23 protein-coding genes are annotated in these 25,702 nt (G+C 49.1%); 13 read left to right on the forward strand and 10 right to left on the reverse strand.

The window, feature by feature from the left end:
• Positions 1-58: 58 nt before the first annotated feature.
• Positions 59-1,261 carry an enoyl-ACP reductase FabV gene (gene fabV / locus EOPP23_RS17390; RefSeq protein ID WP_153767279.1) on the forward strand — a complete coding sequence of 401 codons (1,203 nt, stop codon included), beginning with the start codon at positions 59-61 and terminating at the stop codon, positions 1,259-1,261.
• Positions 1,262-1,329: 68 nt separating this feature from the next.
• Here fabV and EOPP23_RS17395 read toward each other — a convergent pair whose 3' ends face one another.
• The 3 genes from EOPP23_RS17395 to EOPP23_RS17405 form a co-directional block, all read right to left on the reverse strand.
• On the reverse strand, positions 1,330-2,799 hold the full coding sequence (locus EOPP23_RS17395) for a glycosyltransferase family 39 protein (protein ID WP_228550788.1): 1,470 nt from the start codon (positions 2,797-2,799) through the stop codon (positions 1,330-1,332).
• 167 nt (positions 2,800-2,966) lie between these two features.
• Positions 2,967-3,134: a XapX domain-containing protein gene (locus tag EOPP23_RS17400; RefSeq protein ID WP_153767281.1), complete on the reverse strand. Its 168-nt coding sequence runs from the start codon at positions 3,132-3,134 to the stop codon at positions 2,967-2,969.
• A gap of 146 nt (positions 3,135-3,280) precedes the next feature.
• Positions 3,281-4,537 (reverse strand): NupC/NupG family nucleoside CNT transporter, encoded by a 1,257-nt coding sequence (locus EOPP23_RS17405; RefSeq protein WP_153767282.1) that lies wholly within the window; start codon positions 4,535-4,537, stop codon positions 3,281-3,283.
• A 464-nt stretch (positions 4,538-5,001) separates the two neighbouring features.
• On the opposite strand from EOPP23_RS17405, the gene EOPP23_RS17410 reads away from it, so the two are divergent.
• The 7 genes from EOPP23_RS17410 (at position 5,002) to EOPP23_RS17440 (ending at position 12,232) form a co-directional block, all read left to right on the forward strand.
• Positions 5,002-7,410 (forward strand): ATP-dependent helicase, encoded by a 2,409-nt coding sequence (locus tag EOPP23_RS17410; protein ID WP_153767283.1) that lies wholly within the window; start codon positions 5,002-5,004, stop codon positions 7,408-7,410.
• A 159-nt stretch (positions 7,411-7,569) separates the two neighbouring features.
• Entirely contained in the window at positions 7,570-8,139 is a 570-nt protein-coding gene (napF, locus tag EOPP23_RS17415) for a ferredoxin-type protein NapF (RefSeq protein ID WP_153767284.1), read from the forward strand.
• Positions 8,126-8,440 (forward strand): chaperone NapD, encoded by a 315-nt coding sequence (locus tag EOPP23_RS17420; protein ID WP_194842662.1) that lies wholly within the window; start codon positions 8,126-8,128, stop codon positions 8,438-8,440. The genes napF and EOPP23_RS17420 overlap by 14 nt, the downstream gene beginning before the upstream one ends.
• A gap of 45 nt (positions 8,441-8,485) precedes the next feature.
• Complete coding sequence (gene napA / locus EOPP23_RS17425) at positions 8,486-10,978, forward strand: nitrate reductase catalytic subunit NapA (RefSeq protein WP_153767286.1); 2,493 nt, start codon at positions 8,486-8,488, stop codon at positions 10,976-10,978.
• A gap of 37 nt (positions 10,979-11,015) precedes the next feature.
• Positions 11,016-11,495, forward strand: a complete 480-nt coding sequence (locus tag EOPP23_RS17430; RefSeq protein ID WP_153767287.1) for a nitrate reductase cytochrome c-type subunit — start codon at positions 11,016-11,018, stop codon at positions 11,493-11,495.
• The gene (locus tag EOPP23_RS17435; RefSeq protein ID WP_153767288.1) at positions 11,492-12,088 is read left to right on the forward strand and encodes a cytochrome c3 family protein; all 597 of its coding nucleotides are present in this window, start codon (positions 11,492-11,494) and stop codon (positions 12,086-12,088) included. Before EOPP23_RS17430 ends, EOPP23_RS17435 begins: the two co-directional genes overlap by 4 nt.
• A gap of 12 nt (positions 12,089-12,100) precedes the next feature.
• Positions 12,101-12,232 (forward strand): TIGR02808 family protein, encoded by a 132-nt coding sequence (locus EOPP23_RS17440; protein WP_153767289.1) that lies wholly within the window; start codon positions 12,101-12,103, stop codon positions 12,230-12,232.
• 31 nt (positions 12,233-12,263) lie between these two features.
• On the opposite strand, the gene EOPP23_RS17445 is transcribed toward EOPP23_RS17440, so the two are convergent.
• The 5 genes from EOPP23_RS17445 to hutC form a co-directional block, all read right to left on the reverse strand.
• Positions 12,264-14,129, reverse strand: coding sequence for a hypothetical protein (locus tag EOPP23_RS17445; RefSeq protein ID WP_153767290.1), 1,866 nt, complete (start codon positions 14,127-14,129; stop codon positions 12,264-12,266).
• 120 nt (positions 14,130-14,249) lie between these two features.
• Entirely contained in the window at positions 14,250-14,756 is a 507-nt protein-coding gene (locus EOPP23_RS17450; protein WP_153767291.1) for an isoprenylcysteine carboxylmethyltransferase family protein, read from the reverse strand.
• A 105-nt stretch (positions 14,757-14,861) separates the two neighbouring features.
• Entirely contained in the window at positions 14,862-16,391 is a 1,530-nt protein-coding gene (gene hutH, locus EOPP23_RS17455; protein ID WP_153767292.1) for a histidine ammonia-lyase, read from the reverse strand.
• A gap of 15 nt (positions 16,392-16,406) precedes the next feature.
• Positions 16,407-18,086 carry a urocanate hydratase gene (gene hutU, locus EOPP23_RS17460; protein WP_153767293.1) on the reverse strand — a complete coding sequence of 560 codons (1,680 nt, stop codon included), beginning with the start codon at positions 18,084-18,086 and terminating at the stop codon, positions 16,407-16,409.
• A 72-nt stretch (positions 18,087-18,158) separates the two neighbouring features.
• Positions 18,159-18,860 (reverse strand): histidine utilization repressor, encoded by a 702-nt coding sequence (gene hutC / locus EOPP23_RS17465; protein WP_153767294.1) that lies wholly within the window; start codon positions 18,858-18,860, stop codon positions 18,159-18,161.
• 140 nt (positions 18,861-19,000) lie between these two features.
• Between hutC and hutI the strand changes: the two genes are divergently transcribed.
• The 5 genes from hutI (at position 19,001) to EOPP23_RS17490 (ending at position 24,528) form a co-directional block, all read left to right on the forward strand.
• A complete protein-coding gene (gene hutI / locus EOPP23_RS21365) occupies positions 19,001-21,262 on the forward strand; it encodes an imidazolonepropionase (protein ID WP_194842663.1) in 2,262 nt (753 codons plus the stop codon).
• A 133-nt stretch (positions 21,263-21,395) separates the two neighbouring features.
• Positions 21,396-21,923 carry a hypothetical protein gene (locus tag EOPP23_RS17475; RefSeq protein ID WP_153767295.1) on the forward strand — a complete coding sequence of 176 codons (528 nt, stop codon included), beginning with the start codon at positions 21,396-21,398 and terminating at the stop codon, positions 21,921-21,923.
• On the forward strand, positions 21,920-22,387 hold the full coding sequence (locus tag EOPP23_RS17480) for a hypothetical protein (RefSeq protein WP_153767296.1): 468 nt from the start codon (positions 21,920-21,922) through the stop codon (positions 22,385-22,387). Before EOPP23_RS17475 ends, EOPP23_RS17480 begins: the two co-directional genes overlap by 4 nt.
• Positions 22,388-22,391: 4 nt before the next feature.
• A complete protein-coding gene (locus EOPP23_RS17485; RefSeq protein WP_153767297.1) occupies positions 22,392-23,990 on the forward strand; it encodes a hypothetical protein in 1,599 nt (532 codons plus the stop codon).
• 73 nt (positions 23,991-24,063) lie between these two features.
• Positions 24,064-24,528, forward strand: a complete 465-nt coding sequence (locus EOPP23_RS17490) for a CesT family type III secretion system chaperone (protein WP_194842664.1) — start codon at positions 24,064-24,066, stop codon at positions 24,526-24,528.
• A 13-nt stretch (positions 24,529-24,541) separates the two neighbouring features.
• Here EOPP23_RS17490 and EOPP23_RS17495 read toward each other — a convergent pair whose 3' ends face one another.
• Both EOPP23_RS17495 and EOPP23_RS17500 read right to left on the reverse strand, forming a co-directional pair.
• Positions 24,542-25,060, reverse strand: a complete 519-nt coding sequence (locus tag EOPP23_RS17495; RefSeq protein WP_153767299.1) for a peroxiredoxin — start codon at positions 25,058-25,060, stop codon at positions 24,542-24,544.
• A gap of 101 nt (positions 25,061-25,161) precedes the next feature.
• Positions 25,162-25,584, reverse strand: coding sequence for a YHS domain-containing (seleno)protein (locus EOPP23_RS17500; protein ID WP_153767300.1), 423 nt, complete (start codon positions 25,582-25,584; stop codon positions 25,162-25,164).
• Positions 25,585-25,702 lie beyond the last annotated feature (118 nt).

The following is a 25,702-nucleotide window of genomic DNA, read 5'->3' on the forward strand; positions in this document are numbered from 1 at the left end:
GGTAAGTCCGACAGGCTCCCAGGCCTTGCCCGCCACCTGTTTCCATCTGGAGCGAAAGATGATCATCAAGCCAAGGATTCGCGGATTTATCTGCACTACCACTCACCCGGATGGCTGTGAGCAGAACGTCAGAGAGCAGATTGCCGTTACTCAGGCTCAGGGTGAAATCACCGACGGTCCAAAGAAGGTACTGATCATTGGTTCTTCCAGTGGTTACGGGCTGGCTTCCAGAATCACTGCAGCTTTCGGTTCCGGCGCTGCCACCATTGGTGTTTTCTTCGAAAAGCCTGCCTCTGAAAAGAAGCCGGGCACCGCAGGCTGGCATAACGCCGCTTCCTTTGACAAGCTGGCACACGAAGCCGGTCTGTACGCAAAGAGTCTGAACGGCGATGCCTTCAGTAATGAAGCCCGTGCAAAAACCATTGACCTGATCAAGCAGGATCTCGGTCAGATTGATATGGTCGTTTACTCACTGGCGTCTCCGGTTCGCAAGATGCCAGAAAACGGTGAAGTAATTCGCTCTGTATTGAAGCCAATGGGTGACACCTACACAGCTACTGCCGTAGACACCAACAAGGACACTCTGTTCGAAGCTACTGTTGAACCTGCTACTCAGGAAGAAGTGGATGCCACCGTCACCGTAATGGGCGGTCAGGATTGGGAACTGTGGATGTCTGCCCTGAGTGAAGCCGGTGTTCTCGCTGAAGGCTGCAAGTCCGTTGCCTACAGCTACATAGGTACTGAAATCACCTGGCCAATTTACTGGAACGGCGCTCTGGGTGAAGCCAAGAAGGATCTGGATCGCGCGGCTCACGCTATCGACAGCCAGATGAAAGCCATCAATGGCTCTGCCAACATCGCGGTACTGAAAAGTGTTGTGACTCAGGCCAGCTCCGCCATTCCTGTGATGCCTCTGTACATCGCCATGGCCTTCAAGAAAATGCGTGAAGAAGGCGTACATGAAGGCTGTATCGAGCAGATCAACCGTATGTTCCGTGATCGTCTCTACAAGACTGACGGCTCAGCACCAGAAACTGACGACCAGAACCGCCTGCGTCTGGATGACCTGGAGCTGCGTGAAGACATTCAGAAGCACTGTCAGGCTATCTGGCCACAGCTGACGAATGAAAACCTTGCTGAACTGACGGACTACCGTGAGTACAAGGAAGAGTTTCTGAAACTGTTTGGTTTTGGTATCGAAGGCATTGATTACGAAGCGGATGTAAATCCTCAAGTGCCTTTTGATGTGGTTGATATCTAAATCATAACTCGATATATGCTCAACAGCAGACTGAGTCTTTCAGCCTGCTGTATATCTCAATCATTCCTCTATTGCCCTGCCCACTGACACCGGAGGAACTGGAAACTATTAACTTCAACCTTATCCACTACGGCGGTTGATTCCTCTACCAGTAAACAATCAAAACCTTCTTTTTGGATATAACCACTTTCTGGAATGTCATGATTATCCAAAACCAGAATTCCCTTGCTGTTCTTATCCGGACTTTTTGTCCAAAAATCAAACTGGGTTGTTCTGTCAGACAGTAACTGTAATGGCTCCGGGAAAGCATACCAGGCCAGACGACTGGCTCGTGACCAGTTTCCTGACATCAGTGTGACCGGCTGATTGATTTCGCTCTGCCATTGACGTTTTAACTCAACAGCTCTTTCTGCCGCCTGCTGCCAGCCAGTAAAGTCTCTCAATGCTTCTGCCATGAAAGGCACTCTGGACAGTGGTTTGAAGGCCAATACCCAGAAAACAAATAAAATGAAGAACAATGAAAAAAACGTAGAGGCAAACGCTGTCACTTTCACCCAGACCTTATTCCAGTTGTCACTAATCCAGTTTGCTGACAAGGGGGCAAACAAGGCCCAGCACATAGCAGGCCAGTTGGGCAATATAGTGTCTCGCCCTGCCGACCAACTGATCACCAGCATCGCAGGCCAGGCACAATAGACAATCAGCCAGTGTCCGATATTTTTGGTGGCATTTTCTCTGTCCCTTAATACCACAAAGGTTGCACCAATCATCGCAACATAAGCTAGGAATGAGTATATCGCAGCTTGCGCCAGCTGCATGAGAAGAGCTTCCTTAAGGCTCCACTCATCGAGCCCAACACCTCTGTCCAGCTGATAACTAAAAGACACCCAATCATGCTGAGCATTCCATATCAGTACCGGAGTAATCACGATGAATGCAATCAGCCCGGCCAACCAGGGAGCTAACTGTTTCAACCATTGCAGACCATGAAAATGGAACATAAACAGCAGCAAACCCAAAGGCAAAAATACCGCCGTATATTTGCTGAGACCGGCCAAACCAAACACTAACCCCAATAACAGCCAATGCCTGAGATAATTAAACCGGTGAATTTTGTAAATCAGCTCGACCGACAATAGAGCTAAAACCATTAAAGGCAGATCGGGCACCAGCCCCCATCCCATAATCTGCAGCATTGGGGCGGTGTTAATCAAAATAATGGCAACCAGCCCGCGGGCTTGATGTCCATCAGGAAACAGCTGCATGGCGACACGCCATCCTAACCAGGAAGACAGAGCCAGCAACAAGGAAGGGATCAGTCGAAGGGTAAACTCGTTATAGCCAAAGGGTTGAACCAGTATCTGCAACCAGCCAACCATAGGAGGGTGGTCAAAATAGCTGAGCGCCGGATACAACGCATACAGTGCATAATGCGCTTCATCAACTCCCAGTTCCACCAGCGGTGCCATCCACCAGTGGACGATCAATACAGACAGTACAATTAACCACCCGGCCTCCTGCTCTCTTCCCTGTACCATCCTTTCCACTAATGCTTCCTCATGCTATCAGCTCTAGAGTCTGCTCATAATCAAGATAAACGCTCTTACCCGGCAAGTCACCTCCAGGCTCTTTACCTTCGCTTTTTTACTTTCAGGATGCACCTTTAGTAGAACCTAAGGAGAGCCACAGGAGCCTGAATAAATGCTCAGTGAAAATATTTAATGATCTCGTGATAGGCAATACTGCCCAGATAAACACCAACGATACCCATAACACCGGGCAGTACCGGCGGCGCAGGAATGGGTAGTTTTAGTGCACTGAACAATAGTCCGACCATCAGGCCAGTGACCATGGCTATGAGGACTTCAGCCATTTTGAGGAATCCTTCAAATAGTGACGACTGAAGGAATATAGATGATAAGGAAGCAAAGGAAGGTAAATCGACATTATAAATACAAAAAGGGCGAGTCAAAGACTCGCCCTTTTATCTGTAAAAAAGCACCTGAAAGCAGGGCTTTATTACATGGCAGCCAGAGAGATAAACAGGCCAGCCAGAGTAGCACTCATCAGGTTAGACAGAGTACCAGCAGCTACGGCTTTCATACCGAAGCGGGCAATGTCCTGACGACGGCTAGGAGCCAGAGAACCCAGACCACCCAGCAGGATAGCGATGGAGGACAGGTTAGCGAAGCCACACAGTGCGAAGGTCATGATGGCCTGAGTGTGCTCGGACAGGTGCAGAACACCAGCTTCAGCAGCTTTGGCAGCGTCAATGTGGTTAGCCAAGTTACCGAATGCGATGAATTCGTTAACTACAACCTTCTGACCCAGCAGGGAACCGGCAGCCAGAGCTTCGCTCCATGGAATACCGATAAGGAAGGCCAGAGGAGAGAATACATAACCCAAGATCAGCTCAAGGCTCAGTTCAGGGTAGCTGAAGAAGCTACCAACCCAGGACAGCAGCTCGTTACACATGGCGATCAGGGAGATGAAGGCCAGCAGCATGGCACCGATCATGGCAGCCAGTTTCATACCGTTAGCAGCACCTTGAGCAGCCGCGTCCAGAATGTTGGCAGGCTTGTCTTCTTCAGCTTCTTCAACGTCACCGCTGTCGTCTGGTGTTTCAGTTTCAGGCTTGATCATTTTAGCCATCAGCAGGCCGCCTGGTGCAGCCATGAAACTTGCCGCGATCAGGAACTTCAACTCAACGCCCATGGACGCGTAACCCACCATTACCGCACCGGCAACGGAAGCCAGACCACCTACCATTACGGCAAACAGTTCGGAGTTGGTCATGCGGGCAATGTAGGGTTTAACCAATAGCGGTGCTTCAGTTTGACCCAGGAACACGTTACCAGCAGCAGACAGGGATTCTGTACGGCTGGTGCCCAGTGCTTTCTGCAGAGCGCCACCCAGAATTTTTACAACAAACTGCATGATACCCAGGTAGTACAGAACAGATACCAGGGAAGCAAAGAAGATGATAACGGTCAGAACGTTAACAGCAAAGATGAAGCCAATCTGGAAAGTGGCCAGACCACCAAACAGGAAGCCCATACCTTTCTGAGCGCTTGACATAATGTTGTTTACGACATTGGTCATGGCCTGCAGAACTTCCTGACCGGCAGGAAAGTAGATTACAAATGCACAGACAGCAGCCTGAATGGCAAAAGCACCACCAACAGTACGCAAGTTAATCGCTTTGCGATTGTCAGACAGCAGGAACGCGATACCCAGCAGGGCAGCGACTCCGACCAGACTCATAAGAATGGACATGGATTTCATCACCTAAAAATTGATTTCGAAGCGCATTATACTTATGCAATTTAATTTTCAAAGAAGGTAATTACCGCACATTTGACCACAAAGTATACTTTTTTTGATCTGGGACAATTGTTGTTTTAGTAGGCAATTATACCTGTTCTGTCAGCAAAACTGCATAAAGCTCATTTTCTGTAAAGATCAGGTCAAGAGCCAGCAAAAACAAGCTCTATCGAAGATTTTAGTCAGGTAACACAATGTTTCCAGACTATTATTACATCATTTGGCGATCAAAATATAGACTGACAGAGCCGAACAGTTGTCCACATATTTATTCACATTTCCAACTAATTCTTTACCTTATTTACCTACGACAAATGACGCTTTTTCAGGCAAAAAAGATCAATATTACCAAGAAAAAAAAATTTCAAAATTGTTAAAATAATCACCTTTCTGTCAAAAAAACTGTTCTGAAATCCATGGATCTGACTGATCACCAGCTGAAAGTTGCCCGACATTGCGACAATCACGCCCTCTGTATTGCCGTAGCCGGCTCAGGAAAAACGACGACTCTTGCTCATCTGATCCTGAATCTTCTCGCTATGGGTAGCGACCCTCGCCGTGTGATGGTGATGATGTTCAACAAGTCCGCGCAACTGGACTTTACCGCCAAGCTGCAAAAGCTGACAACCCAGACGTTCAACGGGCAGAACCACCCCCTGAACTCCCTGCCTGTTCCTGAAATCAGAACCTACCACTCTACCGGCTTGAGATTGTTAAAGAAGCTGGAACAGTGGGGTGTTCGAGGCGGCTTTGACTACAACCCGATGTCTGATAAAGAGATCGAATTAAAAATCAGGGAACTGATACTGAAACTGGCGCCTGACTCTCTGCAGGAAAAAATAAAATCAGACACGGCTCGCTATATTGAAGCAGCCATCAGTTTTATCGAACAGGTTAAGTCCAGCCTGAATGAACCTGATATTGTGCTCGCAGATAGTGATTACCCCGATAGTCTGAAGTTTTTCATTACGCTGTTCCATGAGTTTGAACAGTGGCGACTGGATAATCGTCGTATCACTTTCACCGATATGCTTTACGACACGGTGAAGCTGTTGATGCAACATCCTGAGCACCTGACCAAAGTCAGCAATAAAATGCAGTTTATCGTCGTGGATGAGTATCAGGACACATCAACCCTGCAACACCACCTGACACGAATAATTGCTGGCGAGAGAGCCCGTGTGATTGCAGTGGGCGATCCTGATCAAACCATTTATGAATTCGCCGGAGCCAATATCAACAATATTCTCCAGTACTTTGAACAGGATTTCACGAGTACCGGCCTCGTTGAACAGCTGACCATACCCCATACCTTTCGTTATGGTCACAGCATCGCCCTGGCGGCCAGCCACCTGATTGCCAGAAACAAGGATAGAAAAGACGTCATCTGTCTTGCTCACGAAAATAACACACCATCGGACATTGAGCTGATACAGTCTGATCAGGATGAAACGAAGGTATTACTGGTTGCCATAAGAAATCAGCTGTCCTCAACGTCCGACCCTTTTGCCATACTGGTCAGGGTCTGGGCTCAAGCTGTCCCTCTGGAACTGGCTCTGCTGTCAGAAGGTATTCAATACCATAATGAAGGCCCTTCCCTGTTCGAACGACCGGAAATTGTTTCACTGATTGCTGCACTTGAACTTTCTTCGGGGCAATTTCAGTTTCTTGATGTTGATGGTCGGGCAAAACGACTCTATCAACTGTTCACGCTGCCTCATCTGGGGATCAAAACCCAGATCATTAATGAACTTATTGCCGCTATTCAAATGCATGGGCAGGATATTGGCAAAGTCATGGCCAACAGTATTGAACTGATACGGGGCATCAGTGATTACCAGCGTAAAAAACTCTATAACCGTGCAAAAATTCTTCACAACCTTGAACTTCAGGGGCAGAAGAAGCCACCCGCCGAATTGCTACAGGATTACATAAGGAGTGCCGAGCTGAAGGAAAGCCTTCAATCCATGAGCCTGAATGAACAACGTACCGAAGAACAACTATTGGCACTGGATGGTTTTCTGCAATGGCTACGCGGTTCTGCCAGATCATCGGGGGAAGCCATAGAACTGATCCGGCAGTTGAGAGATCGGAAAAAACAGGGGAAGCAGAGTAAAAACCGCGCACAACTGACCATCAGCTCCTGCCACAGGGCAAAAGGTCTGGAATGGCCCGCCGTCATGATCCCCGGGTTAACCGCTCGTTACTGGCCCTTTGAACGCAGCGATTCTCTCAGTGCCTCGATCACCGATATAGAATCAGAACGTCGCCTGCTTTATGTGGCCATGACCCGTGCCCGCAAGCAGCTGTTTCTGTTCAGCTGTCCCGGAAATCTGGAGCCTGGCAGCCATAACTGGAATAACAGTAATCGTCAGACAGTCAGCCGTTTTCTAAAAGAAATGCAACTCGACCACAGTAAAACCCTGGCTGAAAAGCTCAATACGGACAGTATCGAGCCGCTTCAACTGTACCTTGCTGAACACGGTCTCACACAACAGTCCCGTCGCTATCTGGATAGCCTCAGCCCTGTCCATGGTCAGGTTGCAGCCAGCGCTCCATCCAGAAAGGAAATACTGGCAAAACAGCGACAGGCAAAAGCGAAGAATCAGGATCCCGGCTACCGCGCTGCCAGAAGTGTACTCTTTAACAGTAATGAATCCTCCATGCCCTGGCAGGAAAATTCACGACTAAGGCATAGCATTTTTGGTGAAGGTAAGGTCATTGAGGTGAACGACAACAACTTTGTTGTCCTGTTTGACCGGGAATACGGTGTAAAACGTTTTGCCTGCAGCGAACAGGTGCTGCATCTGTTTGAACCTGCCTGATAAGATCTTCTCATCCCTCAAGTTCCAGCAAAAAAATAAAAACCTTCAGGTAAATTGCCGGTAGCCATCTATACTGACTGCCAGCAATTTATCACCACCTTGATTTAGTTTTACTCTGATCATTTTTCAATACTTCACTCAATTTTTTAAGAGGTTGTCATGTCTGGTAGCCTGAGCAGCCCTGCACGCAGAGCCCTGCTGAGTGGTAAGTTTGACTGTCAGTACAGCCAACCTGTTTATCCACCCTGGTCGTTAGCCACCGAACAGTTTCTTGAAAAGTGCAGCCAATGTGATCGCTGTATCGACGTCTGCCCCAGCGAAATACTGTTCAGGCACTCCTCCGGATTTCCTGAAGTTGATTTCAGTTCCGGCGAATGCACTTTCTGCCGACAGTGTCTCGATGTCTGCCCTTCCCAGGCTCTCGTCAGTCAACCAGCTCCCTGGGCACTTAAAGCCAGTATCAGTGAAAAATGCCTGACACTGTCGGGTATTGCCTGCCAGAGCTGTGTTGATATGTGTGAAGTTAAGGCAATAACAACTGAATTTTCTGTAACCGGCATCAGCACACCCAGCCTGAACCAGGAGTTATGCAGTGGTTGTGGCGCCTGTTATCAGGTATGTCCCGCTGATGCTCTCAGCTTCAGCTGTCAGGCAGAACCATCAGCCTCAGAACTATCAGTCCGGAACCATCAACCAGAGTACAAAAGGATATTCCATGAGGCTTCCTGACAGTTTCACTGAAGGCAGTACTGACAGTACAGAATACACTGTCTGTGGCCTGGTTCTACTTTCAAAATCTGAAGATTATCAGCAGCTCTACGCTCGGCTGCAAACCATTGACGGGCTGGATATATACAACAGCAGTGACAATGGTCGTTTTGCCGTAACCCTTGAAGAACTGCCGGGTGGCTGTCGAATCACTGACCAGATTGAGGTCGTTCGAAACCTGCCCGGCGTCGTTGATCTTTCTCTGGCCTACAGTCACACAGAACCCATATCTGATGTCCTGGCTGCTGACAGCCATAGCTAGCCGAGTTATAGCCGAACCGAGTAGTAGCCGAACCGAGTCATTGCCATGAATAACAGCCGCCGTACATTTCTGAAATCCTCTGCCGCTGCTGCTGCCGCAAGTGCTGCAGGCCTGAGCGTCACGCCCTCGACACAAGTGCTGGCCAAAACCGGCAAACAGAATATCGACTGGGACAAAGCTCCCTGCCGGTTCTGTGGCACAGGCTGTAGTGTCCTTGTAGGCGTCAGAGACGGTCGTGTCGTCGCAACTCAGGCTGATCCGGATTCGCCGGTAAACCGTGGTTTGAACTGCATCAAGGGCTACTTCCTGTCAAAGATCATGTACGGCTCTGACCGCCTGACCACCCCCTTATTACGAATGAAAAATGGCAAATACGATAAGAATGGTCAGTTTACACCGGTCAGTTGGGACACCGCCTTTGAGATCATGGCCAGGAAATTCAAGAAAACCCTGAAAGAGAAAGGCCCGACGGCTGTTGGTATGTTTGGCTCAGGGCAATGGACCGTCTGGGAAGGGTACGCTGCATCCAAATTCATGAAAGCCGGTCTGCGCTCCAACAATATTGATCCCAATGCCCGACATTGCATGGCCTCTGCCGTCGGTGGTTTTATGCGCACCTTCGGCATCGATGAACCTATGGGCTGTTACGATGATTTTGAAAATGCCGACCACTTTGTGCTTTGGGGTTCCAATATGGCGGAATGCCATCCGGTGCTCTGGAGCCGTATTGCTGCCCGGGTGCTAGCGTTTGACCATGTTCGTGTTTCTGTTCTCAGTACCTATAAACACCGGTCCTGTGACCTCGCTCACCTGCCGATTATTTTTGAACCACAAACAGACCTGGCCATCGGTAACTTTATTTGCCACCACATTATTTCTACCAACCGTGTGAACAAGGAGTTCATTGCCAAACATACTCGCTTTCGTATGGGCGCTACCGATATTGGTTACGGCCTTCCCGATACCAGCCCACTACAAATGAAAGCAGCGCACCCGAATGATGGCAGCTCCAAGGAAATAAAGTTTGAAGACTTTGCTACCTTCGTCAGTGACTACACGCTGGAAAAAGTCAGTAAGCTGTCTGGTGTCAGCAAGAAATCATTGCTGGAGTTGGCAGAACTTTACGCCGACCCGGACACCAAGGTGATGTCACTCTGGACCATGGGGGTTAATCAGCACACCCGTGGCGTCTGGATGAACAACATTCTTTATAACATGCACCTGCTGACCGGTAAGATATCACAGCCCGGTAACAGCCCATTCTCTCTGACCGGCCAGCCTTCAGCCTGTGGTACCGCACGAGAAGTCGGCACTTTCAGCCATCGACTTCCCGCAGACATGGTCGTAACAAACCCCAAGCATCGAGCCAAGGCTGAAAAAATATGGAAACTTCCGTCCGGTACAATTCCTGCCAAACCCGGTTATCACGCAGTGCTTCAGGATCGTATGCTGAAAAAAGGCAAGATCAACGCCTACTGGGTCATGTGCAACAACAACGTCCAGACTGCACCTAATCTGAACGAGGAAACCCTGCCCGGTTACAAAAATCCTGACAACTTTATTGTTGTTTCCGACCCATATCCAACCGTGTCCACTTCCGTTGCCGACCTGATACTCCCCACTGCTATGTGGGTAGAAAAAGAAGGTGCCTATGGCAATGCTGAACGTCGAACCCAGTTCTGGTACCAGCAGGTCGATGCACCGGCTGAAGCCCGAAGTGATCTCTGGCAGCTGATGGAGTTTTCCAAGTACTTCAAGGTTGAAGAAGTCTGGCCGGAAGAACTGATTAAAAAGAAACCGGAAGTTCGGGGTAAAACGTTATTTGATGTACTGTATCGCAACGGTAACGTTAATCGCTTCCCTCTTGACCAGACCAATCCGGACAAGAACAACTTTGAGTCAAAACAGTTTGGCTTTTATGTTCAGAAAGGCCTGTTCGAAGAGTACGCAACCTTTGGTCGGGGCAAAGCCCACGATCTGGCGCCGTTCGACGTTTATCACACTGTCCGGGGGTTGCGCTGGCCAGTCGTCAATGGTCGTGAAACCCTGCGTCGCTTTCATGAGGACAGCGACCCCTATGTTCGTGACGGCAGCGAGTTCGAATTTTATGGCAAGGCTGACGGTAAAGCCTGGCTGTTCGCCCTGCCCTATGAACCACCGCCGGAAGTACCTGATGATGAATTCGATCTGTGGCTCTGCACAGGCCGGGTTCTTGAGCACTGGCATTCAGGCTCCATGACCCAGCGAGTCCCTGAACTTTATAAAGCTTTCCCTGATGCAGTGATCTTCATGCACCCTGATGATGCGCGGGAACGAGGTCTCCGGCGGGGTGAAGAAGCCATGGTCATTTCACCGCGAGGAGAAATTCGAACCCGGGTCGAAACCCGTGGCAGGAATACCATGCACAGAGGCTTCACCTTTATACCATTCTTTGACGCAACCGAACTGGTCAACAAACTGATTCTGGATGCCACCGACCCGTTATCAAAGCAGACTGATTACAAAAAGTGTCCGGTGCGAATAGAGAAGGTTGCATAAACCCTATTCATACGACGATGACATTGAGGTTGAACCCATGAAGTTGTGTCATTTAAAACGCTGGTTTCTTTTTGCACTAACTGCTGTTGTGCTTTGTCATTATCTGCTGCCACAGTTCGCCATTGCTGCAGGTAACGATAAGCCTGTCGAGTCTCTACGCGGACCGGCCCCTCTTTCAGAAGAGAAAAAAGCACCGGCACTGAAAAAGTTCCCAAAAGAAAGAGAGCTGCTGGATCTGAACTATGTTGGCCAGCCGCCACTGATTCCTCACTCCATTCGAGGCTATAAAATCACCGCCAATGACAACCGCTGCCTGCACTGTCATTCATGGGATAACGCCATCAGCTCAGGCGCGACCCGAATCGGAATTTCCCACTTCCGTGACCGCGACGGCAGGGTTCTGGCCGATGTGTCACCATCCCGCTATTTCTGTACCCAGTGCCATGTCCCCCAGATCAATGCCAAGCCCCTGGTGCCCAATACGTTTGAACCTGTTGAGAGTTTGAAAACACCATGAAGCTGCCAATCCCAAATTTCCTGAAGCGCTACTGGCAGCTTCTGTCGCGGCCAGCAGCCATTGCCCTCTGGTTAATTCTGGCCTTCGGTTTTACGGCTGGCATCGTTTTCTGGGGTGGCTTTAATACCTTGATGGAAGCCAGTAATACCGAAGCATTCTGTACTGGTTGCCATGAAATGAAAGACAACGTTTTTGAAGAAATGAAAACGACCATTCACTACAGTAACCGTTCAGGCGTTCGAGCCAGTTGTCCGGACTGCCACGTTCCCCATGAATGGACCCATAAAATTGTCCGTAAGGTTCAGGCCAGTAAAGAAGTGTGGGGGAAACTCACCGGTTATATAGACACCCGGGCAAAGTTTCTTGAACACCGTAAAAACATGGCAGAAAGAGAGTGGGCACGAATGAAAGCAAATGACTCCAGAGAGTGCCGTAACTGCCACAATTTTGATTATATGGACTTTTCGGTCCAGTCCAAACGAGCGGCCCAGATGCACAGCACAGCACTTGCATCAGGAAAGATGACCTGTATAGACTGTCATAAAGGGATTGCTCACCACCTGCCTGATATGTCAGGTGTTGCTAACTGGTAACAGGAGACTGCCATGAGTACTTTGGAAACCATTATCTGGTATACCCTTGGCTATATGGCCATGCCGGTTATTTTCCTGACGGGGTTCGCCATTACAGCACTGATTGCCTGTTTTCTGGTTGAACGAATAACCCCGGAGAGCTGATAGCGTCGGATTATTCGTTCAACCCTGAGTTTTATTGACCGGAAGCAGCTTGTTCGGTCTGGGAAAACTCTGCCCAAAACCTCAGTAGTCGAATGATACCTTCTGCATCCGGGTGTTCTTTCCGTTCTTTGATACTTTTTTCCTGTAACTGGCTCTCAAGAAATTCGTTCTCTGTATCTTCAAGGGCTTCATTAAAATCCTTTGCATCTGAACCGTCATTGGTGCATTCAATAGCCAGATAATATTCTGAAAGCGCCATTCCTGGGTCGTTTGGCAATGTACAGCTGGCGTTGTGAATGTTCGCTAATCTCACCAGATAACTCATTAGGCCCATAGCATTAGCACCCGTATGAAAGTTTTTATCACCGCCTGCCTGCCCCATGTTTCTAAAAGACCTGTACAGCTGATAGTTGAATCTTAAGTATCCAAAGTAGGTTTGGCTGGTTGGAAAAATGATATCTTTATATCTCGTGTAGAAATCAACGCCTTTACCTACCTGGTAACGACGAACCATGTCATCAAAAGGCAGGTCCAGGGCTCTGTCACTAATCTCATCATCAGAGGAATTGTGGTATTCAGTGTGGGACTGAAGGCCATTAGCAAACAATCCATCACGCTCAGACAGCGTGACAAGACGTTCGAAAATTTTTGTCAGCTCCACATCGTCATCCGCGTGCTGTCCGGATATAAGCTTCATACCTCTGAGAAATGCCGGGTCATATTGAGCGAGATTCACGGCAAGACTCGCAGGAGTGCCCGCAGGATTTACAGCTGCAACCAGCTCCTGATCAATATCATGAACCTTATAGAAGGCTTGCTGAATGCCTGCAGGCATAAAGGACAGGATCATAATATGGAAGTAATCATGCCTTCCCGCCAGTGTTCCGGAGAACAGCTCATGGGGGGTGAGCAGGTTATTGGCCAGCGGATGAAACAACTGTAACGGGTGCTGAAGATTACCTCTCATTACTCGTACATCGCTCATACCATGTGCCCCTAAAGTAGGAACAATGGATACCCGTTCATTCTCGGGTAAGGTCGATGCAACACGACGATAGCTATCCATCAACCCGAACGGTGAAAAAACCATACTCGATCGATCTTCTTCAATCACGCCCGCTATAGGTGCTTCACGACTCAGTACCCTTAGATACCGATAATCAAATTTTAAACGCTTCTCCTGTTTAACCTTCTCCTCATAGAATGAAGTATCCTCTGTCAAGAAATAAGGTTTGTCAGACCAGGTTATACGGGTAAAGTACTTCTGGTGATCAGGTGTCAGGCCAAGAGCTTTTCGCAGGTATTTGGGTTTGACCCCTGAATAGTCATCATTCACCCTTTTTTTCCAGTGACGGATTCTTTTATCACTAGAACTGTCCGGTCTGAAACGCTCTATTACTGTCCCATTAAGATAGCCACCAGGGCGCTGATCATAGACCATCTCGACAAAACCATAGAGATCAAGAAAGTACTCCTTGGCTATTTTTTTCTCGATATAAGCGACCAGCAAGGCATCAAATGACATTGGCTCTGCGAATACCGGATCCTGCCAGTTCTCTGAACTGACTGCATTCAGAATTAAATCAAACTGGCTATAGAGAGCGTGATAATTATTCTGCAGTATTTCTTCAAGGTGAAGCCTGATCCTGACTGATAGCTGTAGCTCTGCCTCAGCAACCAGCACCTTCGCTGCCTGTTGAGTATAACCGTGCAAGGCTACTGCCTGTTCAGGAGCATGCTTGATGCCTTGCCAGCCTTTAAGTACTACATCAGGAATCTGAACCTTTTGCGAATCATCATTGCCTACAAAGGTGTCCTGAAAATCATCGGCCAGACCAGCCAAAGTAGTCCCGCAAAAGACTGACAATAAAGCCAGAACAGGAAGTGTCTTACGCATGTCCACAGTCTCCATAGTCATTGACATCAGTCAGGCTCAAACCACAGGGTCTGACTGCAATGAATTAAAAATATGCAACTGTAGAGCCGGATACGTATTAAAAGTTCCTTTATAGAAAAGTTAACTCATGTTTTTATAACCAAACCACCTGTTCACCTCTTCCTTATACATCCTGTAGTCATTACCAAACAGCTTAAAAAGAGCCCTTTCCTCCGGTGCGATCTGAAAACGACCTATATAAGCAACAAAAGCAGGCAGTACCACCAGGCAAAGCCAACTATCAAGATAAACTCCCCAGGCTGTCAGCAACAGCAACATGCCCAGGTACATTGGGTTTCGTGTGTAACGGTAAAGACCAGACCGAACCAGACTGCTTGCCTGTTCAGGGTTTATGGGGCTGGGGGTGGTACTGGCTCGTTTGAAAGACACAACCCCCATCAGCATCAGACCAAGCCCGGTGCCAGCAAAGGCAATAACCAGACTCCAGCTCAAGACTGTACCCGATAGCCCCATGGGCAGAGTAAAAGATGAATGGGCAATGCCATACATCAGAGCCATGGCGATCAGCACGACCAGCAATGGCGGAACTTTCAGCTCTAACCGGGTTTTCAAATCTAACTGAGCCATACCCTTACCTGTCTGATGTAAAAAAGTAGTCAGCTTCAGCGAGGGCGCTCTCAATGAGCCATGTGACCCATTGGAACACTCCCCAGGCCGAACCACTTAATCCTATCAGAAGCTGGGCAAAAGCTGAGAGTCAATAAGGTTATTGAACTCTCCGCTGGTTACAAGCTCGGTAGCCCGTTCAATGTCCGGTGCAAAATAGCGATCCTGATCATAGAATGGCACTCTGACTCGAACGGCTTTCAATACTTGCTGCAAGCTGGCCGACGTTTTATAAGGCTTTCGCAAATCAACACCCTGAGCAGCCGCCAATAACTCAATACCGACAATAGCGGCAGTGTTAGCGTTCATTTCCCGCAGTCTGCGAGCACCATAGGTGGCCATGGAAACATGATCTTCCTGATTAGCCGACGTTGGCAGACTGTCTGCCACCGAAGGGTGTGTCATGCAACGGTTTTCACTGGCCAAAGCTGCGGCGGTATTATGAGCAATCATAAAGCCCGAGTTAATGCCGCTGTTTTCTACCAGAAAGGGTGGTAGACCACTGAGGTGTTGGTCCACCAGCAGAGCCACCCGTCGTTCACTGATAGCGCCGATTTCGGCAGTGGCCAAGGCTATCGCTTCTGCCGCCATACCAACAGGCTCGGCATGGAAGTTACCGCCGGAGATAATCTCGTCCTGATCAGCAAAGACCAGCGGATTATCCGACACGGCATTGGCTTCGATTTCCAGAATTCTGGCCGCATGTCTTAATTGTTCGAGACAGGCACCCATGACCTGAGGCTGACAACGCAAGGAGTAAGGGTCTTGCACTTTGTCGCAGTTTACATGGGCCTGTTCAATACCACTGTGATCGAGAAGACCTCTGTAAACCGCTGCCACATCTATCTGCCCAGGTAGACCTCGAGCCTGATGAATACGGGCATCGAACGGGCTTCGACTGCCCATTGCCGCTTCAACTGACAGCGAACCGGTAACGACAGTTGCTGCAAAAAGGTCTTCAGAGCCAAACAGTCCCTGAAGGGCAAATGCAGTAGACGCCTGAGTACCATTCAGCAGTGCCAGGCCTTCTTTAGGACAAAGACTAATGGGTTTCAACCCTGCCCTGGCCAATGCTTCCGTAGCTGGCAGTACTTCACCATTGATCCTGGCCAGCCCTTCACCCAGCAACACACAACTCATATGCGCCAATGGCGAGAGATCACCACTGGCGCCCACTGAACCTTTTTCGGGCACACAGGGGTAGACCTGATGGTTAACCAGACTGATCAGTGCTTCAATCAGTTCCAGTCGAACACCGGAAAGACCACGAGCCAGGCTATTTATTTTCAGTACCATCATCAATCGTACAGCACTGTCGTCCATGAATTGACCGACACCGGTTGAATGGGAAAGCACAATACTGCGCTGCAGGGTTTCCAGATCCTTATCAGCAATTCGTGTACTGGCTAACAGACCGAACCCTGTATTAATGCCATAGACAACACGGTTCTCACGAATCACCTTGTTAACACATTCAACACTGGCCTTTATGGCCGGAAAGCAGTCTTCATTCAAACTGAGTTTGACCGGTTGACGAGCGATCAGTCTCAATTCCTGCAGAGTCAGACGACCAGGATTGATGAGCAGATTTTTCATGGTTTTCCCCATAGCTCAGCTCCCCTTAACCATTGGCAGATCGAGACCACTGTCACTGGCGCACTCCCGGGCAATGTCATAACCCGCATCAGCGTGTCGCATAACCCCGGTAGCCGGGTCATTCCAGAGTACCCGTCCGAGTTTTTCCTGAGCATCGTCACTGCCATCGGCAACAATCACGACACCTGCGTGCTGACTGTAGCCAATGCCGACACCACCGCCATGATGCAGACTGACCCAGGTAGCGCCGGAAGCCGTATTCAGCATGGCATTAAGTAATGGCCAGTCGGATACCGCATCACTGCCGTCCATCATGCCTTCGGTTTCACGGTTGGGACTGGCGACAGAGCCGGAATCAAGATGGTCACGACCGATCACCACCGGCGCTTTCAGTTCACCACTGGCAACCATTTCATTAAAGGCCTGAGCGAGACGAGCGCGGTCTTTCAAACCCACCCAGCAGATACGAGCGGGCAAACCCTGAAACTCGATGCGCTCTCTGGCCATATTCAACCAGTTATGAAGATGTGGATCATCAGGAATCAGTTCCTTAACCTTCTGATCGGTTTTGTAGATATCTTCAGGATCACCGGACAGTGCCGCCCAGCGGAATGGCCCGATGCCCTGGCAGAACAGGGGGCGAATATAGGCAGGTACAAAGCCCGGAAAATCGAAGGCATTTTCAACCCCCTCATCCTGAGCCATCTGGCGAATATTGTTGCCATAGTCGACCGTAGCCGCACCGTTTTTCTGCAGATCAAGCATCGCCTGTACCTGCACAGCCATACTCTGTTTTGCCGCCTTGGCGACACCCGCTTCATCCGTCTTGCGTCGTTCAGCGGCCTGCTCCATGGACCAGCCCAAAGGCAGGTAACCATTTAACGGATCATGGGCAGAGGTCTGATCGGTCACTACATCAGGCGTGATATTACGTTTCACCAGTTCAGGGAAAACATCAGCAGCATTGGCCAGCAGACCGACAGAGACAGGCTTACCCTCTTTCTCTGCCTGCTCAATCATCGCCAGTGCCTGGTCGAGCGTTGTCGCTTTTTTATCGACATAACGGGTTTTCAAACGGAAGTCGATTCGACTCTCATCCACTTCACAAGCGATCATCGAAAAACCGGCCATGGTCGCTGCCAGTGGTTGCGCGCCGCCCATACCACCCAGGCCACCAGTAAGAATCCACTTCCCGGCAGCATCGCCATTGAAATGCTGTCTGGCCATGGCGACAAAGGTTTCATAAGTCCCTTGGACAATCCCCTGTGAACCGATATAGATCCATGACCCGGCTGTCATCTGGCCGTACATCATCAGGCCTTTCTTATCCAGCTCATGGAAATGATCCCAGTGCCCCCAGTGGGGAACAATATTGGAGTTAGCGATCAGTACACGGGGTGCGGCAGTATGGGTTCTGAATACCCCTACAGGCTTGCCCGACTGAACCAGCAGGGTTTCATCTTCTTTCAATCGTTTCAAGGTACTGACAATCTGGTCATAACAGTCCCAGTCTCTGGCTGCACGGCCAATACCACCGTAAACCACCAGACCAGCCGGATGCTCGGCTACTTCCGGGTCAAGGTTGTTCATTAACATGCGCAACGGTGCTTCCACCTGCCAGTTGCAGGTGTTCAGCTCGGTACCTCTTGGCGCACGGATAATGCGTTCAGGGTCAAACCGGTTGTCTGTCGTCATCGTTTACCTCTTCGATTTATTTTTTTACTGAGTATTCGATTCGTTGTCTGTCAGATGTTAGATGCTTAGATATTAGAAACTCAGATGACCGCCCAGTCGGTAACGGTCACCCGGGTGATAGAGTCTGGCCATGCTAACGACACCCTTACGACACCAGCTGCGTCGAGTAATCTTCAGGCAAGGTTGATTCGTTGCTATTGCCAGAGAGCTGGCTATTCGGGTATCAGGCAGAACAGCTTCTACCACATGCGTAGCTTCCGTCAGGCTGGCAACACGATTTAAATAAGCATTCGGTGTCGTTTGGGTGAAATTCTGATCAAGATAATCCGGTGCCTGTCTCGGGTTTACATAACGCTCTTCCCGTTGAACCGGCTGACCATTTTCAAAATGAATGATTTCTGAATAGAACAGTTCCGAGTTCTCGGTCACCTCCAGAGCCAGGGACTGTTCGGCTCCAGCCAGCCTTATTTCAAGTATGTCAACACGGGCACTGTGCTGATTGCCCCGCTCATGAATCTCATCAGCAATGTTTCTGACTTCCAGAAAAGAGGACTGTGGTTTAGCTTCGGCAACAAATGTTCCCAGCCCCTGACTGCGTACCAGCACTCCTTCACGAGTCAGTTCTTCCAGTGCTTTTCGTGCGGTCATGCGGCTGACAGAGAACTCTTCACAGAGTTTATTTTCCGAAGGCACACGACTGCCTGAAGGCCACTGCCCCTGTTCGATATGACTGAAGATATGCTGTTTGATACGTTTATAAACTGGAACGGTCATATTGTTTATAAATCACCTTTTATAGCTAGCCTACTGATCTTCTTGTAGTTATTCTCAAGATGTATATAGTTGTATATACAATTAAAAGAAAGATCAATATCTAACTAAAAAAATCCCAACACCTCGGGGTTGATCTCATCATGACAACATCTACAGCACTTAAAAAAGAAGCGTCTAAAGAAGACAGCCATGCTCAGCCTCGTTATGAACTGCTGATCAGTAATGTTCATCTGGCCACCATGAACCCGGAGCAGAAACTGGAAGACAACCGTTACGGAGTCATTACCGATGGTGCCGTGGTGGTTGATCAGGGAGAGATTATCTGGACAGGAAAGCAAACGGATCTGCCTGAGAGCTTTCAGTTTAAAAGACGACTGAATGGTCATAACTACTGGCTGACACCGGGCTTGATCGACCCCCATACTCATCTTGTTTATGCCGGTGACCGCTCTCAGGAGTTTGAGCAACGACTGGAGGGCGTCAGCTATGAAACCATCGCCAAACAGGGCGGCGGTATTCTTTCAACGGTAAAAGCCACTCACAGTGCCAGTGTTGAAGAACTGGTCTCGCTCGCTCGCCCCAGACTGGAAGCACTGATCAATGAAGGGGTTACGGCCGTAGAAATTAAATCCGGTTACGGCCTTGATCTGGAATCCGAATTAAAGATTCTCCGAGCTATTGATCTGCTCGCTGAGCAATACCCTGTTGATATTCAACGTACTTTCCTTGGCGCTCACGCACTGCCGCCTGACTATAAAGACAGGGCTGATGACTATATCGACCTGGTCTGTGAGCAGATGCTGCCCGTAGTTGCTAAGGAAAAGCTGGCCGATGCAGTTGATGTATTCTGCGAAAAGATTGCCTTCAATCTCGAACAGACAGAGAAAGTATTCCGTAAGGCCAGAGAGCTGGGACTCGCCGTTAAGCTGCATGCAGAACAACTGTCTGATTCAGGCGGCAGTGAACTGGCAGCATCGTACAGTGCCCTGTCTGTTGATCACCTCGAATACCTGAGTGAACAGGGCATAGCATCCCTGAAAAACAGAGCCACGGTTGCCACCCTTTTGCCGGGGGCTTTTTACTATCTCAGGGAAACAAAACTGCCTCCTGTTGATGCTCTGAAAAAAGCCGGAGTGCCTATCGCTCTTGCCACAGATTTAAACCCTGGCACTTCTCCTCTGGCATCTTTACGACTGATGATGAATATGGGCTGTACACTCTTTGGCCTTACGCCTTCAGAGTCTCTGGCAGGTGTGACACGAAACGCTGCAAAAGCTCTGGGTATGCAACAGCAGCTTGGGATGATCAAAACCGGAATGAAAGCCTCACTGGCGCTCTGGCCGGTCTCTCACCCAAGTGCTCTGACTGCCAATATGGCGGGTAATAATCCGGTACTGGTCATGGCAAATGGTCAAATAATAAAAAGTGATTTACCCATGGAAGCAGAAACCCTCTGGCAAGGAAGAGTCGATCAGGAAGAACATCAGGAACTAGCTCTTCGCTGGCATCAACAAGTACAACCCTACACAGAAAATACATCACAAGGTGGCGTTGCGCTGATTGGCTTCGCATCTGATGAAGGCGTCAGACGCAATAAAGGCAGACCTGGCGCAGCGAAATCTCCCAACCTGATTCGAAAAGCACTCGCCCCTTTACCGTGGAACAGAAAACAACCGGCCTGGGATGCCGGCAATATCAACTGCGTTGGCCTGGATCTTGAAACCGCTTACAGAGACTATGCCAACAGAATCACGGAGTTACTGGACTCTGGTTGCCTGCCTGCCGGTCTGGGTGGTGGTCATGAAATTGCCTGGGGCAGCTTTCTGGGACTGGCCAATTCAGCGGCAAAAACGGTGACCGACAATCGCGATATTAAAATCGGCATTATTAACTTTGATGCTCACTTTGATCTTCGTCAGCCGGAACAGGGTCCCAGCTCTGGCACTCCTTTCTGGCAAATCCACCAGCACTGCCAGCAAACAGGCATTCCCTTTCATTATTTCTGTCTCGGTGTCAGTGATTGCAGCAATACCGAAGCTCTGTTCAAAAGGGCCAATGATCTGGGTGTGATCTATCACACCGACCGGGAGATGACCTATGAACGCATGGAACAGATAAGAGAAGAGCTGGGTTGCTATATCGATCAGATGGATCATATCTACCTGACCATCGACCTCGATGTTTTTCCAGCCAGTCAGGCTCCCGGCGTCAGCGCACCGGCTTCACGGGGTGTCGGTATCGAGATCATCGAACCTTTGCTCGAACTGATCAGAAACAGTGGCAAGATCAGCCTGGTGGATATTGCCGAGTACAACCCCAACCATGATATTGATCAACGTACGGCAAAACTGGCTGCACGTTTGATGCACCTGCTCAGCTCTGAAGCTGCGATAAAGGAGTAGACAACAGCCAGTCAGTATTCATTGCACTGTCGTCTACAACTTGATGTCCGATAGCTTTTGTAGAACAGTTAGGAATGGATAAGAAATAGACAGTGGCTGTACTTCTGCATTGATTCAGGGATAGCGATCAGGCATGGATGCCAGGCGACTACTGCTTCTTCACGGCAAACACCTTGGACTCAGTTTAAAAAAACTGGGTCTTAAGGCTTCGGTTATCAGTCAGACCGATCATGGCATTGTGCTGGGTACCCGGCTGCAACTGCGCCCCCATATGAGCATGCCCTGTTACTGTACTCTCTCTTCAGGAGTGAGCGATGGCCAGAGCCTGATTATCACCTGTACTGCCGTCATCGATACCACTCTCAGCGATATTGAAAGCCTTCCTGCACTGGCGGCTTTTATTAACCAGCTTTCAACCGTTATTCCCCAGTTCAGCCTGCTTCTGGATCTCGATAGCCGAAAGCTGATTTTGCGCCAGAGCCAGTTATACAGTAAGGACAGCCTCTGTCATTTTCAGGTTTTCTACGACAAGGTTCAGTTGCTCGCCCTGCCCCTGATCAATACGGTCACCAGAATCTGTAAATCAGCGCCTTCTGTAACAGACGCCAGACTGATGGCTGACTATCTCGCCGAGGACCTGTACACCGAGGTGACGGCATGAGCACACCTCAGCTGACAGTGGTCTTTAATCACCTAAAAAAACTGAAACTGAAACCCGTTTATTTATCCGAGCCTGCCAGCCGGATTGCCTTCAGGCTGGCAGGAAAAATATCCGCAGAAATATTTGTACAGCCGGAAACCCGACAACAGTTGTTGCTTAACATCTCTGTCTCCATGGATATAAAAGATATAGAAAATGCGGAACTATTCGATCTTTTCACCCTGGCTCTTGCCCCACACCTGACACCAGTGACACTGACTTCAACCGGAAAGGAACTGTTACTGCAACTGGATACAGTGACCAGTCTCAAGACCCTTACTGACAGCATTGACGCAGCCATTGTACTGGTACGTCACAGTACAGGGATTGCTTTTCAGGCAGCATTAAAACTGAATGAGGAACCTGACTCACTTATTAAGTCTCTGGACTGGGCTATCCAACAGTTAACTCTGGAGTGGGCTTAGCAACATGGATATCGCTGGCGCTACTCGACTTAATCGCCGTCAGGTTTTCTACGACCAGCTGAATCATCCCGGCCTGGCAACCAGTCAACGCCAACAGGCAACACTGCATTACCACACACCGGTAAAACCGGAGGGTAAACAGGGCCTGTCTCTGGCAGAACCCGCACGTAAAGCCGGAAACTTTCTCAACCATGTTATCTTTGGCAGCAACCAGCTGCACTTCAAGCAAGGCAGTAGCCGACTGGAAAAGGCCGGTGTTGTTGCAGGTCAGATTAACTACAGTGCCCAGAAGGCATCGTCACTGGCCTTACTGGGCATGAGAATGGCCTGCATGGGACATGAGATAAAAACCGGCCACTACTCGATTCCTAACGAAGGTTTCCACCGCTCACTGAAAGCCTTCGTCGGCATCAGCGTCGTAATAGATGCCCTGACCTTCTTCAAATCGGCTGGCAGTAGCCTGCTGCAAGTCGTGAAGGATGCTCGTTCACACCACAGCAGGGTAACAACACAGCAGTTATTAAGTGGCTATGATCCGGAATCACGATCATTTGCTACCAATAACGATGAAAACACTCACAGAGCCAAAAAATTATTATCTGGCACCCGTTCGGACAATGCTCGCAGCGTTGCTCAGGTCACCCTGGACAGGCTGACTGAAGTCGCAGGTATTGCTCAACAAGGTGCCGAACTGGTCAACTCGGGTCTGGTGGTTTCTGCCTGCAAGGTGACAGCCCGTATGTTACCGGGGCTGGGCATAGCACTGTCCGCTATCAGTACTATCAACGCAGGCATTAAAACCGCTTCCCAGATCAGCGCTTTGAACAATCTGGCGAAAGCAAAGGCTGCGACTAAAGACCCTTTACTGACGTCTCTGGCCAAACATATCAAACAGGAGCGAAGTATTAATGCTCGAAAAAACCTCGCCAACACCGCTGTTAATCTCGCAGGCACCGCTGTCTCCATCGGACTGACCTCCACCGGCATTGGCGCTCCTGCGGCCTATATTGCAACCGGAGCAGTAGGTGCGGGGGTCTGTGTCGGCTCATCGCTGTTCAGTGCCTGGCACAATCGCAAACTGAACCAGTCCAGAGAACAGGCCGGAAAGCAGATATTATCCAAAGATGCGCTGACTTCCATGGCCGACAGCAACATAGGTATTGCGGAAAAAGCGTTTCTAAAACGGCTACGGGAATCCAGTGGCAAGGAATTAAAAGAAAGTGTCGAGTTTCTTCGTACCTTTGGTCTGACCGAAAATACCATCAAAAAACTGCAGCTTGCCCCCGAGCCTGTAGCGATCAAAACACTCAGGGACGTACTTTTTCAGGACAAGGTTAAATTCAAGGGCTTACAGCTCAGGCAAACAGCGGCAACGCTGTCCCATGTTGTCGGATTGACGACGCTGGCCAAAAAAGTAAAAGCAGGTACGGCGTGGCTGGTTGAAAAACTGAAGCCTGATCAAAAAACTCAATCTGGCAAGAGCATCTCTCAACCACCTGCCGTGAAAAAAGAGTGGTTTCAGCACAACCAGAATTTGCCGGAGAGCAGAAGGCGTACACTGGCCTGTGTCAGTCAATATCAGAAACGAATGTTCAGACCGTAATTCAGCCATCCTGAACAAGAACCACTGTCTTTGATCGATGATAAAACCTCAGACGAAATAAATGGAGACAAACATGACAGGACTGGAACTACTGAACAGCTGGATGCAGGACAACGGTATAACGGAAGAAGCTCTGGACGAAACCGGTAGAACCTGCAGTTTTGTCTATAACAGTAATCTGCCTGTCACTGTGGAAGCGCCTGCTTACTGCGATGACCTGTTTATTATTATTGAACTTTGTGAAATAGGCAGGGGCGAAATTCGTCGAAAACGACTGGAAACAGCCATGAAACTGAACGCCTATGGACTGGAAACCCGTGGTGGCATTCTCGGCTGGGACTCTATTGCCGAGCGAATCATTCTCTCTTACCGGCTGACAGCGGAGTCTTCAACACCGGACTTGTTGAGCAATATTGTCAGTAATCTGCTGGATGTTTCCGAGCTGGTGTTACCGGATCTGGCGATGGAGAAAGAAAAAGCCGAGCAGGAAGAACTGGTCAGCAACTATGATCATATCTTTAAGCAGGTTCAACCGTAGAGTGCGCTAACAATCAGTTCTGCTGAAGCACACCTTCCAGACGCTCCAGCATGGTGGAAGCGTCGGTGTAGCAAAAACAGCCCGGGTCTTCCCGAAGCAGGTCAACCACCAGACCGTTATCAGCAATCATGGCAAAGCGGTCAGAGCGAACACCCATTCCCCGGTCGGAAAGATCAAGGGTCATGCCCATATGATCAGCCAGCTCACCAGAACCATCACTCAACATACGAATTTTATCACCACAGCCGGTGTCTCTGGCAAAAGCGGCCATCACAAAAGGGTCGTTTACCGAGATGCACCAGATTTCGTCAATACCCGCCCTGTGAAAGTGATCATAAGCCTCCACATAACCTGGAATATGACTGTTGGTACAGACCGGAGTGAACACACCGATCAAACCAACAATCAATACTTTCTTTTTGTACACCAGATCAGGAAGACGCCAGACCTTAATCCCTTCTGTCTCATCACCCTCAGCAACGTATTCAAAGATGTTAACGTCCGGTAACTGGTCACCAATTGCTATGCTCATGAAATCCTTCTCAATGAAGCTGTTCTGAAGCCCTTCTATAAAGCTATGAAAAAAATGCCCCGAGGAAAAGTTTTTCTCACCGAATTTGCTCCGAAAAACATTTATTTTTCTTCAATGGCCTGCCAGTTGGCATCCGCTTCGAAAATATATTGCTTATGATTCTTCAACCATTTAGCTCTTACTGACTTGCTGTAGTTGAGATATAAACGGCCATTGTCGATATGGAAAGCCTCGGGATCACTGTTCACAACCAGACCATAACTCATGGCATAAGCACAGTAGCCACCGTATTGAGGCGCATATTTTTCAGGGTCCGCCTGAAAACGTTTCAGATTTTCTGCAGAGGAAAAGTACCAATCCGCATTTTTCCAGTGCGTTGAGTGCTGTTTTGCACCCATCACTGCCCTTCCCTGTCGAAAGTAAGCAACGGAATCATAGCCTTCCAGTGCCAGTCCTGACTGCTGATAGACAGGTTTATCCTGCAAACGGGCTGCACAACCACTGATAAGAAAGCCCGAAAGCATAAGAAGACCTACGACAAATGCCCTGCGTATAGAATGCTGAAAAATCATCATCTTTGCCTTTTTGAATCCATTTGTTATCAATATACGTAAATAACTTTAAATTGGATTTAATGAGAAT

Origin of the sequence: Endozoicomonas sp. OPT23 (assembly GCF_009653635.1) — a bacterium.
Lineage (GTDB): Bacteria > Pseudomonadota > Gammaproteobacteria > Pseudomonadales > Endozoicomonadaceae > Endozoicomonas_A.